The 14,100-nt window shown below is 59.6% G+C and carries 13 protein-coding genes; 4 read left to right on the top strand and 9 right to left on the bottom strand.

Annotated features, from left to right (window positions below):
• The first annotated feature begins 44 nt into the window (after window positions 1-44).
• The 4 genes from pstA (at window position 45) to GQF02_RS00320 (ending at window position 5,115) form a co-directional block, all read left to right on the top strand.
• A complete protein-coding gene (gene pstA, locus GQF02_RS00335; protein WP_160794595.1) occupies window positions 45-881 on the top strand; it encodes a phosphate ABC transporter permease PstA in 837 nt (278 codons plus the stop codon).
• A gap of 9 nt (window positions 882-890) precedes the next feature.
• Window positions 891-1,655 carry a phosphate ABC transporter ATP-binding protein PstB gene (pstB, locus tag GQF02_RS00330; RefSeq protein WP_160794112.1) on the top strand — a complete coding sequence of 255 codons (765 nt, stop codon included), beginning with the start codon at window positions 891-893 and terminating at the stop codon, window positions 1,653-1,655.
• A 206-nt stretch (window positions 1,656-1,861) separates the two neighbouring features.
• Entirely contained in the window at window positions 1,862-3,436 is a 1,575-nt protein-coding gene (locus tag GQF02_RS00325) for an inorganic phosphate transporter (RefSeq protein ID WP_160794110.1), read from the top strand.
• A gap of 215 nt (window positions 3,437-3,651) precedes the next feature.
• The gene (locus tag GQF02_RS00320) at window positions 3,652-5,115 is read left to right on the top strand and encodes an inorganic phosphate transporter (protein ID WP_124734699.1); all 1,464 of its coding nucleotides are present in this window, start codon (window positions 3,652-3,654) and stop codon (window positions 5,113-5,115) included.
• Between the two features lie 206 nt (window positions 5,116-5,321).
• Here the strand turns inward: GQF02_RS00320 and recG are convergent, their stop codons facing one another.
• From recG to rph, 9 genes are all read right to left on the bottom strand, one after another.
• The gene (gene recG / locus GQF02_RS00315) at window positions 5,322-7,370 is read right to left on the bottom strand and encodes an ATP-dependent DNA helicase RecG (protein ID WP_160794108.1); all 2,049 of its coding nucleotides are present in this window, start codon (window positions 7,368-7,370) and stop codon (window positions 5,322-5,324) included.
• Between the two features lie 81 nt (window positions 7,371-7,451).
• Complete coding sequence (locus GQF02_RS00310) at window positions 7,452-7,883, bottom strand: DUF2147 domain-containing protein (protein WP_160794106.1); 432 nt, start codon at window positions 7,881-7,883, stop codon at window positions 7,452-7,454.
• A 67-nt stretch (window positions 7,884-7,950) separates the two neighbouring features.
• Window positions 7,951-8,790, bottom strand: coding sequence for a PhzF family phenazine biosynthesis protein (locus GQF02_RS00305; RefSeq protein ID WP_160794104.1), 840 nt, complete (start codon window positions 8,788-8,790; stop codon window positions 7,951-7,953).
• Window positions 8,791-8,901: 111 nt separating this feature from the next.
• Window positions 8,902-9,288, bottom strand: coding sequence for a RidA family protein (locus GQF02_RS00300; protein WP_124734695.1), 387 nt, complete (start codon window positions 9,286-9,288; stop codon window positions 8,902-8,904).
• Between the two features lie 4 nt (window positions 9,289-9,292).
• Window positions 9,293-10,480, bottom strand: coding sequence for a radical SAM family heme chaperone HemW (hemW, locus tag GQF02_RS00295; RefSeq protein WP_160794102.1), 1,188 nt, complete (start codon window positions 10,478-10,480; stop codon window positions 9,293-9,295).
• Window positions 10,477-11,070: an RdgB/HAM1 family non-canonical purine NTP pyrophosphatase gene (rdgB, locus tag GQF02_RS00290; protein ID WP_160794100.1), complete on the bottom strand. Its 594-nt coding sequence runs from the start codon at window positions 11,068-11,070 to the stop codon at window positions 10,477-10,479. Before rdgB ends, hemW begins: the two co-directional genes overlap by 4 nt.
• Before the next feature lie 100 nt (window positions 11,071-11,170).
• A complete protein-coding gene (locus GQF02_RS00285; RefSeq protein WP_235930006.1) occupies window positions 11,171-12,241 on the bottom strand; it encodes an ABC transporter substrate-binding protein in 1,071 nt (356 codons plus the stop codon).
• Window positions 12,242-12,331: 90 nt separating this feature from the next.
• Complete coding sequence (gene dusA, locus GQF02_RS00280; protein ID WP_328698580.1) at window positions 12,332-13,327, bottom strand: tRNA dihydrouridine(20/20a) synthase DusA; 996 nt, start codon at window positions 13,325-13,327, stop codon at window positions 12,332-12,334.
• Window positions 13,324-14,040 (bottom strand): ribonuclease PH, encoded by a 717-nt coding sequence (rph, locus tag GQF02_RS00275; RefSeq protein WP_160794096.1) that lies wholly within the window; start codon window positions 14,038-14,040, stop codon window positions 13,324-13,326. Before rph ends, dusA begins: the two co-directional genes overlap by 4 nt.
• Between the last annotated feature and the right edge of the window lie 60 nt (window positions 14,041-14,100).

Here is a 14,100-nt window from a genome sequence, read left to right as displayed (position 1 = left end):
GCAAGGCTAATGCAGTGAAAGATAAAAGCTTCTCCCGCAACAATATGGTCTACCGCAAGCGGCGGCTGATCAATATCTTCAATATGGGGGCATCCACGCTGGCCATGGTGTTCGGCCTGTTCTGGCTGTTCTGGATATTGTGGACGCTGCTGCGCTTTGGCATCGAAGGCATGTCGACCGAGGTATTCACCCAGATCACGCCGCCGCCGGGCTCGCAAGGCGGTCTGGCCAATGCCATCGTCGGCTCCTTGCAGATGACCTTTTTCGGCACCCTGATCGGCACGCCTATCGGCATTCTGGCCGGCGTTTATCTGGCCGAATACGGCAACCGGGGCTGGCTGGCACCGGCGACGCGCTTTATCAACGACATCCTGCTATCGGCGCCCTCCATTGTGATCGGCCTGTTTATCTATGAGGTCTATGTGATCTCGGTCGGGCACTTCTCCGGCTGGGCCGGCTCGCTGGCGCTGTCATTGCTGGTGATACCGGTCGTGGTACGTACTACCGAAAACATGCTGCGTCTGGTTCCGAACAGCCTGCGCGAAGCGGCCATTGCGCTGGGCGCACCACAATGGAAAGTGACCATGTATGTCACCTTGCGCTCGGCCAAGGCAGGCGTGATCACCGGCATTTTGCTGGCTGTAGCCCGCATCTCGGGCGAGACTGCGCCACTGCTGTTTACCGCACTGAACAACCAGTTCTGGAGCGACATGAACCAGCCTATGGCCAACCTGCCCATCGTGATCTTCCAGTTCGCCATGAGCCCGTATGAAGACTGGCATCGCCTGGCCTGGGCCGGCGCCTTGCTGATCACGCTAAGCGTACTGACCCTGAATATCGTGGCCCGCTGGATGGGTCGCCAAAAAACACAATCGCACTAAGGCAGCACCATGACTGAAAACGCAAGCAAACTGCAAGTCAAAGACCTGAACTTCTACTACGGCAACTATCAGGCACTCAAGGGCATCAATCTGGAGATCCCGGCCAATCAGGTGACGGCCTTTATCGGCCCGTCCGGCTGCGGCAAATCCACGCTGCTGCGCGTGTTCAACCGCATGTTCGAACTGTATCCGGGCATGCGCGCCGAAGGTGAAATTCTGCTGGACGGCGAAAATATCCTGGCCCGCGATGTAGACATCAACCTGCTGCGCGCCAAGATAGGCATGGTATTCCAGAAGCCGACGCCGTTCCCGATGTCGATCTACGACAACATCACATTCGGTGTAAAGCTGTATGAAAACCTGTCGCGCGTCGATATGGACGAGCGGGTGGAATGGGCACTGAAGAAGGCCGCGCTATGGAACGAGGTCAAGGACAAGCTCAAGCAGTCCGGCAACTCGCTGTCCGGCGGCCAGCAACAGCGCCTGTGCATCGCCCGCGCCGTTGCCACCCGTCCCGAGGTCGTGCTGCTGGATGAACCGACATCGGCGCTGGATCCGATTTCTACTGCCCATATCGAAGAACTGATACATGAATTGAAGGCGGACTACACCATCGCCATCGTGACCCACAATATGCAGCAGGCAGCCCGCGTATCGGACTACACCGCCTATATGTATCTGGGGGATCTGGTCGAGTTCGGCGAAACCGACGGCATTTTTACTGCGCCCAAGAAAAAAGCCACCGAAGACTACATTACCGGCAAGTTCGGCTAACCCATATAGGGTTAAAAACACAAACAACAAATACCAATAGCAACAAAGTAACCCCGGTCTGTCTCGATCGGGGTTTTTCTTTTTTATCAGTGCCTTGCTACGGGTTTTTCGTCCCTACAATGAATGTTATTATGCGAGCGCCCGATACCAGCCTGAGCTAGACACCGTCAGGCTTTTTTTGCTTTTGCATCAAACAGGATCAAGTCGTGGACTTACAAGACTTCAGTGATATCACCAAAGCAGCCGACAAAGGCCGCAATGACTTTATGCGTCTCGGTCTGGCGCTGCTCTTTATCGTGGGTGCCGTGATCTACAGCACCACCCTGGGTCACGTCAGCCTGCCGATGATGGTGGCTGCCGGTATCGGCGCCTATATGGCGATGAATATCGGTGCCAACGACGTGGCCAACAACGTAGGCCCGGCGGTCGGCTCCAAGGCGCTGACCATGGGCGGCGCACTGATCATCGCCGCCATTTTCGAAGCCGCCGGCGCCCTGATTGCCGGCGGTGAAGTGGTCTCCACCATTCGTAGCGGCATCATTGACCCCAGTCTGATTCCGGACAAAGCCGCCTTTATCTGGATCATGATGTCGGCCCTGCTGGCAGGGGCCTTGTGGCTGAATATCGCCACCGTTGTTGGCGCTCCGGTGTCGACGACCCACTCCATCGTCGGTGCCCTGCTGGGCTCGGGCGTGATGGCGGCCGGTTTCGGCATCGCCAACTGGAGCAAGGTCGCGACCATCGCGGCCAGCTGGGTCATTTCGCCACTTTTAGGTGGCATCATTGCCGCGGCCTTCCTCTATTTCATCAAGCGCACCATTACCTACCAGACCGATATGAAAAGCGCGGCTGCGCGTATCGTACCCATTCTGATCGCGCTGATGGCCTGGGTGTTTACCAGCTATCTGCTGCTCAAGGGTCTGGCACGCATCTGGCCCATGAGCTTTGCCAACGCCATGGGCGGCGGCGTCGCGGCAGGCATTCTGAGCTATCTGGTACTACGCCCGCTGATTGCCCGTCGCGCAGCTGCCTCTGAAAACAATAAGCAAGCCATCAACCGGCTCTTTACCGTGCCGCTTATTTTTGCCGCCGCCTTGCTCAGCTTTGCCCATGGCTCCAACGATGTGGCCAATGCCATCGGCCCCTTGGCTGCGATTGTCGACGCCCTGCAAACGAGCGGTGACAGCATAGGCAGTTCGGCCGGCATTCCGCTCTGGGTGATGATGGTCGGCGCACTGGGCATTTCGATCGGCCTTGCACTATTCGGCCCCAAGGTCATCCGTACAGTAGGTAACGAGATTACCGAACTGGACCAGATGCGTGCCTACTCGATCGCGATGTCGGCCACCATGACCGTGATTTTCGCCAGCCAGCTGGGCCTGCCGGTCAGCTCGACCCATATCGCGGTCGGCGGTGTCTTCGGCATCGGCTTCTTGCGTGAACACCTGAAAAACCGCTATGCCATCATGATTGCGCAGATCAAGGCACATCATCCCGAAGACGACCAGCCGGCGATCGATGCCTTTATTGCCAAATTCTCCCAAGCCAGCGTCGCAGAAAAAGGCCAGCTGTTGCAAGACCTCAAGCTGCGCATGAAAACGCTGCAAGACCCGGCGCACTTCTCCAAGCGCGAGCGCAAGGAACTGCGTCAGGTTTACCGCACCGAACTGGTCAAGCGCTCACTGATCATGCGCATTGCCGCAGCCTGGGTCATTACCGTACCGGCCTCTGCCGTTTTGTCGGCCGGTATTTTCTATCTGGTACGCGACCTCAGCTTCTAAGCGCAGCGCGTGGTTTAAACCGCAAATCAGACAAAACGGGCAGCATCCAGACTCAGGATGCTGCCCGTTTTTTTGCGCCCGTCACAACGCAAAACCGCGCCAATCAAGCATCGGCAAGAACGCCGCATGATGCTGCGCAATATAATTGTCATCTACGCTTGACGCGCATTGTTTTGCCCCCAACAATCGCGCCTTTATGACAACAAATAACCGTCATGTTTGACCTTTTTACCGGCCTCGCGCCCGTCGTTATTCTCACCCTGGTCCTGTCTTTGGGACTGGTTCTCGCCTTCGAATTTATTAACGGTTTCCACGACACCGCCAATGCGGTCGCCACGGTGATCTACACCCAGTCGATGAAGCCGCAACTGGCCGTTGTCGCCTCGGGCTTTTTCAACTTCATCGGCGTGATGACAGGCGGACTGGCGGTCGCCTACTCCATCGTGCACCTGCTGCCGGTCGATTTGCTGGTTTCGGTCAATAGCGCACGCGGCATGGCCATGGTATTCGCCCTGCTAGTGGCGGCCATCAGCTGGAACCTCGGCACCTGGTACTTCGGCCTGCCCGCCTCCAGCAGCCATACACTGATCGGCGCCATCCTCGGCGTCGGCGTAGCCAATGCCTGGATGAATAATGCGCCGCTGACCCAGGGCGTCAACTGGAGCAAGGCCATTGATGTCGGCTCTTCGCTTTTGTTATCCCCGCTTATCGGCGGTGTCGTGGCAGCCGTCATGCTATTGCTGCTGGCGCACTTTCGCCCGCAAAGCAATATCCACCGCACCCCGTTCCAGCGCCAGCAGGTTGAAGGCCGCAAGCACCCGCCGTTCTGGACCCGTTTTATGCTGATCCTGTCGTCCATGGGCGTCAGCTTTGCCCATGGCTCCAACGATGGGCAAAAAGGCGTAGGCCTGATCATGCTGGTACTGATCGGCATCGTACCCGCCAAGTTCGTTTTGAACCTGGACAGCACGCCTTACCAGATTGAACGCACCCGCGATGCGGCCCTGCATCTGCAACAGTTCTATGCGCGCAAGGCGCCAGAAATGCAGGTACTGCTGGCCAAACAACCGGTCAAGACCACGACCGGCAAGTTCGACTGCAAGCCGCTGAACACCGCCGGCACGGCCGACTCGCTGCTGGCGACGCTTGGCACCAATGACTATCACCTTTTGAATGCCGAGCAGCGCTGGAATATTCGTGCCGACCTGTTGTGCCTGGACAATGCAGCCAAGACCGCACTCAAGCTGCCCGGCCTTAGCAGCACCGAAAAGCAGCACCTGACCGGCTTGCGTAAAGACCTGACAGCTACCACCGAATATGCGCCGACCTGGGTGATTGTCGCCATTGCACTGGCGCTGGGTCTGGGCACGATGGTGGGCTGGAAGCGGGTGGTGAAGACGGTAGGTGAAGGCATAGGCAAGAAAGACATGACCTATGCCCAAGGCGTGTCGGCGCAGGTCACGGCCGCGACCTCGATCGGTCTGGCCAGCGTATTCGGCTTTCCGGTATCAACGACGCAAATCCTGTCCAGCGCGGTTGCCGGCACCATGGTCGCCAACAAGTCCGGCCTGCAGATGTCGACCATACGCAATATCCTGCTGGCCTGGGTATTTACCCTGCCGGTGTCGATGGGACTGTCGGCCGGCCTGTATATCCTGGGTACACGCTTGTTTGCCTGATAAAAAAGCGGCAGCAGAGGCAGAAACCGATAAAAACTTGATACAGATCAATAGCAATTACTATCTATACTGTTGACGCGTAAACGGTTAAATACTAATATAAATACCGCTTCATATGGTTTCTCCTTTGTTGTTTGCAGCAATATCCCATTCGCTCCGGCTCCTCAGCCGGGGCCTTTTTTTTGCCTGCCAGGATCCATCCCCGCTTACGCCTTAAGGAAATGCTCGCGCCCGGCCAGCCAGCGCGCCAAATGGGCTGACGCAGACGCGGGCGATTTTTCCAGCAAGACCGGAGCCATCTCGCGCGCCGACTCCAGCAAGGCCACATCCTCCTCCAGATTGGCAAAGCGCAGCATGGGCAGACCGCTCTGGCGCGCACCCAGAAATTCGCCCGGGCCACGGATCAGCAAATCCTGACGCGCAATCTCGAAGCCGTCGGTATGTTCGAAAATAACCCGCAAACGCGCCTTGGCCAGATCCGACAACTTCGATTCGAACAGCAGCACGCACGTGCTTTTGGCGGCCCCCCGCCCAACCCGGCCACGCAACTGGTGCAACTGCGCCAGCCCCATGCGCTCGGCGTGTTCGATCACCATCAGGCTGGCATTGGGCACATCGACCCCGACCTCGATCACCGTCGTAGCCACCAGCACCTGCGTCTCGTTGCGGGAAAACGCCGCCATCGCCTCAGCCTTTTCCGCCGCTTTCATGCGGCCATGCACCAGGCCTACCTGCCAATGCGGCAAATCCTCGCTCAGGCCGAGATGGGTATCGACTGCGGTTTGCAGCTCCAGCGTCTCGCTCTCCTCGATCAGCGGGCATACCCAGTACACCTGCTGCCCCTCGCTACAGGTCTTGTTGACATAGGCCACTACCTCGTCGCGGCGGGCAGCACTGATCAGCTTGGTGACGATCGGCGTGCGCCCCGGCGGCAGTTCGTCTATCACCGAGACATCCAGATCGGCATAAAAGCTCATCGCCAGCGTGCGCGGAATCGGCGTCGCCGTCATCATCAGCTGGTGCGGCTCGGCGCCTTTGCCCTGCAAGGCCAGGCGCTGCCCCACGCCAAAGCGGTGTTGCTCGTCGACAATCACCAGCCCCAGCTTCTCGAAGCTCACCTCGTCCTGAAACAGGGCATGCGTGCCCACCGCCAGACGCGCCTCGCCCGAGGCAATCAGCGCATTCATTTCGCTACGCGCTTTTTTGCGCAAGCTGCCGGACAGCCAGGCGACCTTCACTCCCAGAGGTTCCAGCCAGGCCGACAGCTTGGCGTAATGCTGCTCGGCCAAAATTTCGGTCGGTGCCATCAAGGCCACCTGAAAACCGGCTTCGATCGCACTCAGGGCTGCCATCGCTGCCACCACCGTCTTGCCGCTGCCGACATCGCCCTGCAACAGGCGGTTCATCGGATGCGCCAGCGCAAGATCCGCCGTAATCTCGGCCAGTACTTTTTGCTGGGCACCGGTCAAGGCAAACGGCAGCCGGCTAATCAGTTGCTGGCGCAGCGACTGGTCTCCCACGATGACCGGCGCCTTGCCCGAGCGCCGCGCGCGGTAGGCCAGACGCATCGACAGCTGTTGCGCCAGCAATTCATCGAATTTCAGCCTTTGCCAGGCCGGCAATAAGGGATTGCTCAAGGCCTCGGCCGAGAGTTCGGGCGGCGGCGCATGCAGCAAGCGTACCGCATCGGCAAACGGCACCAGACCCAGCCTTGCGATCAGCGCCGCCGGCAAGGTCTCGTCCAGCTGTTGCGCCTTGAGTTCGCCCTGTATCATGCGCCGCAGCACCGGCTGGGTCAGCCCGCTCAAGGTCGGATAGATGGGGGTCAGACTGTCGGCCAGGGCCTCGTCCGCGGCCACTTCGCGCAGCTTGGGGTGCACCATCTCGTCGCCGAAAAAACCGCGCCTGACTTCGGCCAGCGCCCGCACCCGCTTGCCCTTGGCCAGCGCCTTTTGCTGGCTGGGATAAAAGTGGATAAAGCGCAATATCAGCGTGCCGCTGCTGTCTTCTATCTGCACCACCAGTTGGCGGCGCGGCTTGAACTGCACTTCGGAAGAAATCACCTCGCCCTCCACCAGCACCGCCTTGCCATAAGGCGCACTGGCGATCGGGTAGACATGGGTTTCATCTTCATAGCGCAGTGGCAGATGCAGGATAAAGTCGAAGCGGCGGCGGATACCCAGCTTTTCGAGTTTCTTGAGAGTGGCAGGTGCGGCCAGCGGCACTTGGCTGGCGATATCGATAGGGCTAGGCATAGTCGACGATTGTACCCAAAAACAAAAAGCGGAAAGCTGTCGCTTTCCGCCGTTGCGCATCCCCCACAGACAAAGCCGCGCTTAATTGCGCTCCCAGACCTGGGTGCGGCCCAGCAAAGCCATGCCGATAAAGCCGCGTACTTCCAGCTTGTTGTCGCCTTCCAGCTTCATCTTGGCGCTGTAGACCTTGCCCGATTTCGGGTCGAGAATCTTGCCACCGGTCCAGCTATTGCCGTCTTTTTTCAGCCCCCACAGGATATTCATGCCAACCACCGGCTTATCCTTATTGGCCCCTTCGCACTTGTCACATACCGCTTCCGGCTTGTTGAACAGCTTGATGATCTTGCCGGAGAGCTCGCCGCCAGCCGATTCCGAGATCTGCACCAGCGCCTTGGGCTGCTTGGTTTCGTCGTCTATCGTTTTCCAGGTGCCCACCACGCCGGCGGCCAGTGCAGAGCCGGAAACCAGTGTTGCCAGCAGTACCAGCGCGGCATTTTTCCACATTGCTTTCATTATCCCCCCTCGTCTTCAAACGTGTGTTTGAGTGAAGACTCCAGAATGCCAATCTATGCAGATGGCGTCAAGCGCAGAAAACGCCCTGCCCCATCATCTGCACCCGGCCGCCCACCTCGACCCGCCCTGCTGCATCGACATCCAGATACAGGATATTGGGCCGGCCGATGGCCTCGCCCTGCACCACCCGCCACGACAAGGGTGCCATACCGGCTTCGACACACCAGGCACCCAGATTGGCGCAGGCCGAACCGGTGCCCGGGTCTTCCAGCACCGCACCGCCCTGACCGTAAAACAAGCGCACCGTAGCCACGCCATCTTCGGCATGCCACAGATAAGCCACCGAGCGCCCGGGAAACAGGGTCGCGCCAGCGGCAAACAGCAGCGGATCGGGTTTGGCCGCCAGCACCGCATCGCGGCTGGCGGCACGCAAAAGCAGCTGCTCGGAGCCGGCATTGACCCAGACCGGCGCGGCGGCCATGGCCGACACATCCAGACCCAGCATCGCCGCGGCTGTAGCAGAATCCAAATCCGCCGCACGGCTCGTCGCAGGACGGGCACACAAACGGTAGATGCCCTCATGCTCGCGAATGGCGATCTCGCCGGCACGGGTACTCAGGCTAAAGTGCGCGGGTAAACCCAGCAGTTTTTGCAGCACGGCGGCACTGCCCAGCAGCGGATGGCCGGCAAAGGGCAGCTCAAGCGCCGGCGTAAAAATGCGCAAGGCAGCGGCGCAGCCATCCGTACCCGGCAAGACAAATACGGTTTCCGACAAATTGAACTGCCGGGCAATCGCCTGCATATCGGCGTCGCTTAGTCCCGAAGCATCGGTAAATACGGCCAGCGGATTGCCACCCCAGCGACTTTCGGCAAAGACATTCACAAGCTGATAGGAAAACGCCGTCATCGCAGGCCTCCGGAAAAATGAAATACGCATTGCAACACAGAAGCCGCAGCATGCAAAACGCCGCCGGATTTGGCCCGGCGGCGTTTAATCAATCTTGCAACAGATGCAGGCTTATTCGCCCAGCACCATCACGCCTTCGGCTTCCACCAGCACGCCGCGCGGCAGCGAGGCAACACCAACGGCAGCGCGTGCCGGATAAGGCTCGGCCATGAATTCGGCCATCACTTTATTGAAGGTGGCGAAATTGGACAGGTCGGTCAGATAGGCATTGAGCTTGACGATATCGGACAGCGAACCGCCGGCGGCTTCGCACACGGCCTTGAGATTGGTGAACACCTGACGGGTTTCTGCTTCGAAACCGCCTTCGACTACGGCCATGGTAGCCGGGTCGAGCGGGATCTGGCCCGACAGGTAAACGGTATTGCCGGCCTTGACGGCCTGCGAGTAAGCGCCGATTGCGGCAGGCGCCTTGTCGGTGTGGATGATTTCTTTTGCCATGCTGTCAGTCTCCATCGTTCAAAAACAGGGTGAGCAGATCATTCAAAAAACGCTGCCCCTTCAGGCTTGGGCGAATCAGGCCGCCCGTGCGTTCCAGCAGGCCGTCTTGCCCGGCCTGCTTCAGTTCGCGCGCAATCAACACCAGCGGCAAGCCGGTGCGGGCGGCAAACAGTTCTTCTTCAAAGCCGCCGGTCAGGCGCAGCGCATTTAACATGAACTCGAACGGCAGGTCCTGCCGCCCGACCTTGTGTGCTTCCTGCACCGGCTTGCCGGCTGCGACCGCCTTCAGATAGGCAGCCGGTTGCTTGTAGCGCGCCTCGCGCAATACGCCGGCGTGCGAGCTGATTTTGCCATGGGCGCCGGCACCGATGCCGACATAATCACCAAAGGTCCAGTAATTACGGTTATGCCGGCATTGGTATCCGGCTCTGGCAAAGGCCGAGGTCTCGTAATGCTCGAACCCGGCGGCGGCCAGCCGCGCTTCGATCGCTTCTTGCATATCAGCCGAGCGCTCGTCGTCCGGCAGATTGGCCGGCGTATAACGCGCGAACAGGGTATTGGGCTCGATGGTCAGGTGATAGGCCGACAGATGGGTGATGCCGTAGCCAAGCGCGGTATCGATGTCGGACAGCGCCTGTTCCGGCGTCTGCCCAGGCAGGGCATACATCAGGTCGAGGTTGACGTTGTCGAAATGCGTCAGCGCGATGTCGACCGCCCGGCGCGCCTCGTCGCCATTATGTATCCGCCCCAGTCCTTGCAAAAAAGCCGGATCAAAGCTTTGCACGCCGATGGACAGGCGGTTGATGCCGGCCGCACGATAGCCCTTGAACTTGTCGCTTTCAAAGGTGCCGGGGTTGGCTTCCATGGTAATTTCTGCATCCGGATGCAGGCGTACCCGCGCGCGTATGCCGCACAGCAAGGCATCCATCGCCGCCGCCGAAAACAGGCTGGGTGTACCGCCGCCCATAAAGATGGTCGTCACCGGCCGTCCCCAGATCTGCGGCAGGCTGCTTTCCAGATCAGCCAGCAAGGCCGCGACATAGCCCATTTCGTCGAAGCCGTTTTTAGCCTCGTGCGAATTGAAGTCGCAATACGGACACTTGCGCACACACCACGGAAAATGGATGTAAAGCGACAAGGGCGGCAGCTCTTTCAGGCCACCGCTAAGCGCCGAAATATCGATCACGCTCATGCAAAGGCCTTGAGTTTGGCCAGCAGCGCCTGCATCGCCTGCGCGCGGTGGCTGACGCGGTTCTTCTCGTCGGACGGCAATTCGGCCACGGTACAGCCATAGTCGGCCAGCCAGACATAAGGGTCGTAACCGAAGCCGCCCTCGCCTGCCGCCGTATCCACCACCTCGCCCATCCACACCGCGTCGGCAATCAGGGGTTGCGGGTCATCGGCATGGCGCACCAGCACCAGCACGCAGGTATACCAGCAGCGGCGGTTGCTCTCGCCCTGCAGCTTCTCGACCAAGAGCGCATTATTGCGTGCATCCGACTTGGGCTCGCCGGCAAAGCGCGCCGACAGCACGCCCGGAGCGCCACCCAGCGCCGCCACACAGATGCCGGAGTCGTCGGCCAGCGCCGGCAGGCCGGTCACACGACTGGCGTGACGCGCTTTTTCCAGCGCATTTTCCACAAAGCTGTGATACGGCTCGGCGCACTCGTCCACGCCCAGTTCGCGCTGCGGGACCAGAGTGATGCCCAGCGGCGCAAACAAAGCGGAAAACTCGCGCAGCTTGCCGGCGTTATTGCTGGCAAGAACCAGTTTGTCGAACATGGTTTTTCCTTACTTGTAGGGTGGGTTAGATGCCGAAGGCAGCGTATCCCGCCATCACAGCAAGGTGGGTTACGGCCTGCGGCCTAACCCACCCTACCCTTTATTTCCCCGCCTTGACCTCGGTCCACAGGCGGTTCATCAGGCGGCGCTCGCGCGGGCTTTGCTCCTTGAGCACCGTCCACTTGGCCACGGTTTGCGGGCTTGGATTGATCACCGCATTGGCCTTGAGGTCGCTACGGAAATATGGCAGCGCGGTTTTGACCGGATTGGTCGCGCCATTGAGATTGGTCAGCTCGGCCGCATTCTTGCCGTCCAGCATGAAGTTGATGAACTGGTGTGCCAGATCCGGGCGCTTGGCACTGGACAGGATGGCCATGGTGTCCACCCCCAGCTCGTTACCCTGGCGCTGTGGCGTCATCGCCAGCACAAACGGGCGCTTGGCCTGCCTGGCGTCTTCTATCGCCTGGTAAAACTCGGTCGAATAACCCAGCGACGCCCAGATATTGCCCACCGCCAGTTCTTTCAAGTAGCTCGCGTTGGAAAAGGCAGCCCAGTAAGGCTTGGCTTGGGCAATCACCTTCTTGGCGGCGCGATAGTCTGCCTCGGTCGCCTGATTCGGGTTCTTGCCCAAATAAAACAGCGCGGCGGTGAATACTTCGCGCGGGCTATCCAGCACCGTCACCTTGCCCTTGATCTTGGCCAGCACCTTGGGATCGAAAATCACCGACCAGCTCGTCGGATCCACCCCCAGCGCCTTAAGCTTGGTCTGGTTGTAGCCGACACTGGTCAGGCTCAATACGGTCGGGATTTCATATCGATTGCCCGGGTCGTAGCTCTGGTTGAGGTAAACCGGGTCGACATTCCTGAAATTGGGAAGCAACTGTTTATTCAGCGGTTGCAACAATTTTTGCTTGACCATGGGCTGGATCACAAAGGACGACGGAAACACCACATCGTAGCCCTTGGCACCTGCCGCCAGCTTGGCCAGCATTTCCTCATTGTCACCGTAGTAATCCTGTACCACCTTGCAATCACAGCTTTTCTCGAAGCGTTTAACGATTGCATCCGACAGGGAACCGCTCCAGTTATACAAATGGAGCACGTCGTTCGGGCCAGCCAGCACGCTGGCAGACGCCAGCGCAGACAACAGAGTCACAGTCAGCTTGTTCAATTCAGGTCCACCTCCACAAAGTACACGACGGCAAACAACACGTTTGCCGCCAAAAAAATCGGGCCGCATCGACGCGCTGCGGCAGCTTGCTCAATCGGTCAACAGGCCATAGTTGGCCGGCGGAATCGCCTGCAGCAGCAGCTTTTCGTCGGCACCGGCAAGCAGGGCGGCATCCGACAGCATGCGCCGCCACTGGCGCGCACCGGGCACGCCCTGATACAGGCCGAGAATATGGCGCGTGATATTGCGCAGCTTATTGCCTTCGGCCAGTTCGCGCCGGGTGTAGTCCAGCATCGCCGCCACCACCGCCTCGCGCTCGGGCGCAGGGCCGGTATCACCATAGTAACGCGCATCCCAATCGGCCATGATCCACGGATTATGGTAAGCCTCGCGCCCGACCATCACCCCGTCCACATGCTCAAGATGCAGGTCGATTTCGGCCTGGGTCTTGATGCCACCATTAAGCAGGATCTCCAGATCGGGACGCTCGCGCTTGAGGCGATAGGCGTAATCGTATTTCAGGGGCGGAATATCGCGGTTTTCCTTGGGACTGAGACCCTTGAGGATGGCGTTGCGCGCATGCACGATAAAAGTCTGGCAACCAGCCCCGGCCACGATATCGACAAACTCGCGCAAAAAGTCATAGTGCTCGACATCGTCGATACCGATGCGGTGCTTGACGGTCACATCGATATCGCAAGCGTCACGCATGGCCTTGACGCAATCGGCCACCAGATGCGGCTCGGCCATCAGGCAGGCGCCGAACGCGCCCTTTTGCACGCGCTCGGACGGGCAGCCGACATTAAGGTTGACCTCGTCGTAGCCCCACTCTTGAGCCAGACGCGCGCATTTGGCCAGATCGGCCGGGTCGGAGCCGCCCAGTTGCAAGGCCAGCGGATGCTCGGCCTCGTCAAAGCGCAGATGGCGCGCTACATCGCCATGAATCAGCGCGCCGGTGGTCACCATCTCGGTATAAAGCCAGGTATTGCGCGTGATATGGCGGGCGAAATAACGGTAGTGACGGTCGGTCCAGTCCAGCATCGGGGCAATGGACAGGGTGCGCGGGGGAAGAACTTTGCGGCTCACGACTGCAAGGCCTCCTGCTGCAAGGCAATCAGCTCGCGTATGCCTTTTTCCGCCAGATCAAGCAGCGCATTCAGCTCGCTGCGGCTGAACGGCACGCCCTCGGCCGTGCCCTGCACTTCGACAAAATGGCCGGCCCCCGTCATCACCACATTCATATCGGTCTCGCAGGCCGAATCTTCCGGATAATCCAGATCCAGCACCGCCTGCCCCTCGAATACACCGACCGAAACAGCAGCAATATGGTCGGTAATCGGGCTTTCAGTGAGTTTGCCGGCGGCGATCAGGCCGGCGATGGCGTCGGACAGCGCGACAAAGGCGCCGGTAATACTGGCGGTGCGGGTACCGCCATCGGCCTGGATTACGTCACAATCGATCACGATCTGACGCTCGCCCAGCTTTTTCAAATCGACCACCGCGCGCAGGCTGCGCCCGATCAGGCGCTGGATTTCCTGGGTGCGGCCGGACTGCTTGCCGCTGGCCGCTTCGCGGCGCATACGGCTATTGGTCGAGCGCGGCAGCATGCCGTATTCGGCGGTCACCCAGCCCTGCCCCTTGCCCTTGAGAAAAGACGGCACATTCTCTTCGACGCTGGCTGTACAGATCACTTTGGTATCGCCGAACTCGACCAGCACCGAGCCTTCGGCATGGCGGGTATAGTGGCGCGTCAGACGCACGGGGCGCAGGGTGTCGGCACTTCGCTCGGAGGGTCGCATAAGGCAGCTCGCTGGGAAAAACGCGAGATTGTACAGCAACTTGCGGCACGGCCGTAAGCA

The organism is Craterilacuibacter sinensis (assembly GCF_009831765.1).
GTDB lineage: Bacteria > Pseudomonadota > Gammaproteobacteria > Burkholderiales > Chromobacteriaceae > Craterilacuibacter > Craterilacuibacter sinensis.
Note: the sequence above shows the minus strand (reverse complement) of the source record. Positions and strands in the feature narration are given on the sequence as shown.

What these genes read in the sequence shown, in the direction of transcription:
- pstA (WP_160794595.1), top strand. Translation starts at nt 45, where the DNA reads ATGGTCTACCGCAAGCGGCGGCTGATCAATATCTTCAATATGGGGGCA.
- pstB (WP_160794112.1), top strand. Translation starts at nt 891, where the DNA reads ATGACTGAAAACGCAAGCAAACTGCAAGTCAAAGACCTGAACTTCTAC.
- GQF02_RS00320 (WP_124734699.1), top strand. Translation starts at nt 3,652, where the DNA reads ATGTTTGACCTTTTTACCGGCCTCGCGCCCGTCGTTATTCTCACCCTG.
- recG (WP_160794108.1), bottom strand. Translation starts at nt 7,370, where the DNA reads ATGCCTAGCCCTATCGATATCGCCAGCCAAGTGCCGCTGGCCGCACCT.
- GQF02_RS00310 (WP_160794106.1), bottom strand. Translation starts at nt 7,883, where the DNA reads ATGAAAGCAATGTGGAAAAATGCCGCGCTGGTACTGCTGGCAACACTG.
- GQF02_RS00305 (WP_160794104.1), bottom strand. Translation starts at nt 8,790, where the DNA reads ATGACGGCGTTTTCCTATCAGCTTGTGAATGTCTTTGCCGAAAGTCGC.
- GQF02_RS00300 (WP_124734695.1), bottom strand. Translation starts at nt 9,288, where the DNA reads ATGGCAAAAGAAATCATCCACACCGACAAGGCGCCTGCCGCAATCGGC.
- hemW (WP_160794102.1), bottom strand. Translation starts at nt 10,480, where the DNA reads ATGAGCGTGATCGATATTTCGGCGCTTAGCGGTGGCCTGAAAGAGCTG.
- rdgB (WP_160794100.1), bottom strand. Translation starts at nt 11,070, where the DNA reads ATGTTCGACAAACTGGTTCTTGCCAGCAATAACGCCGGCAAGCTGCGC.
- rph (WP_160794096.1), bottom strand. Translation starts at nt 14,040, where the DNA reads ATGCGACCCTCCGAGCGAAGTGCCGACACCCTGCGCCCCGTGCGTCTG.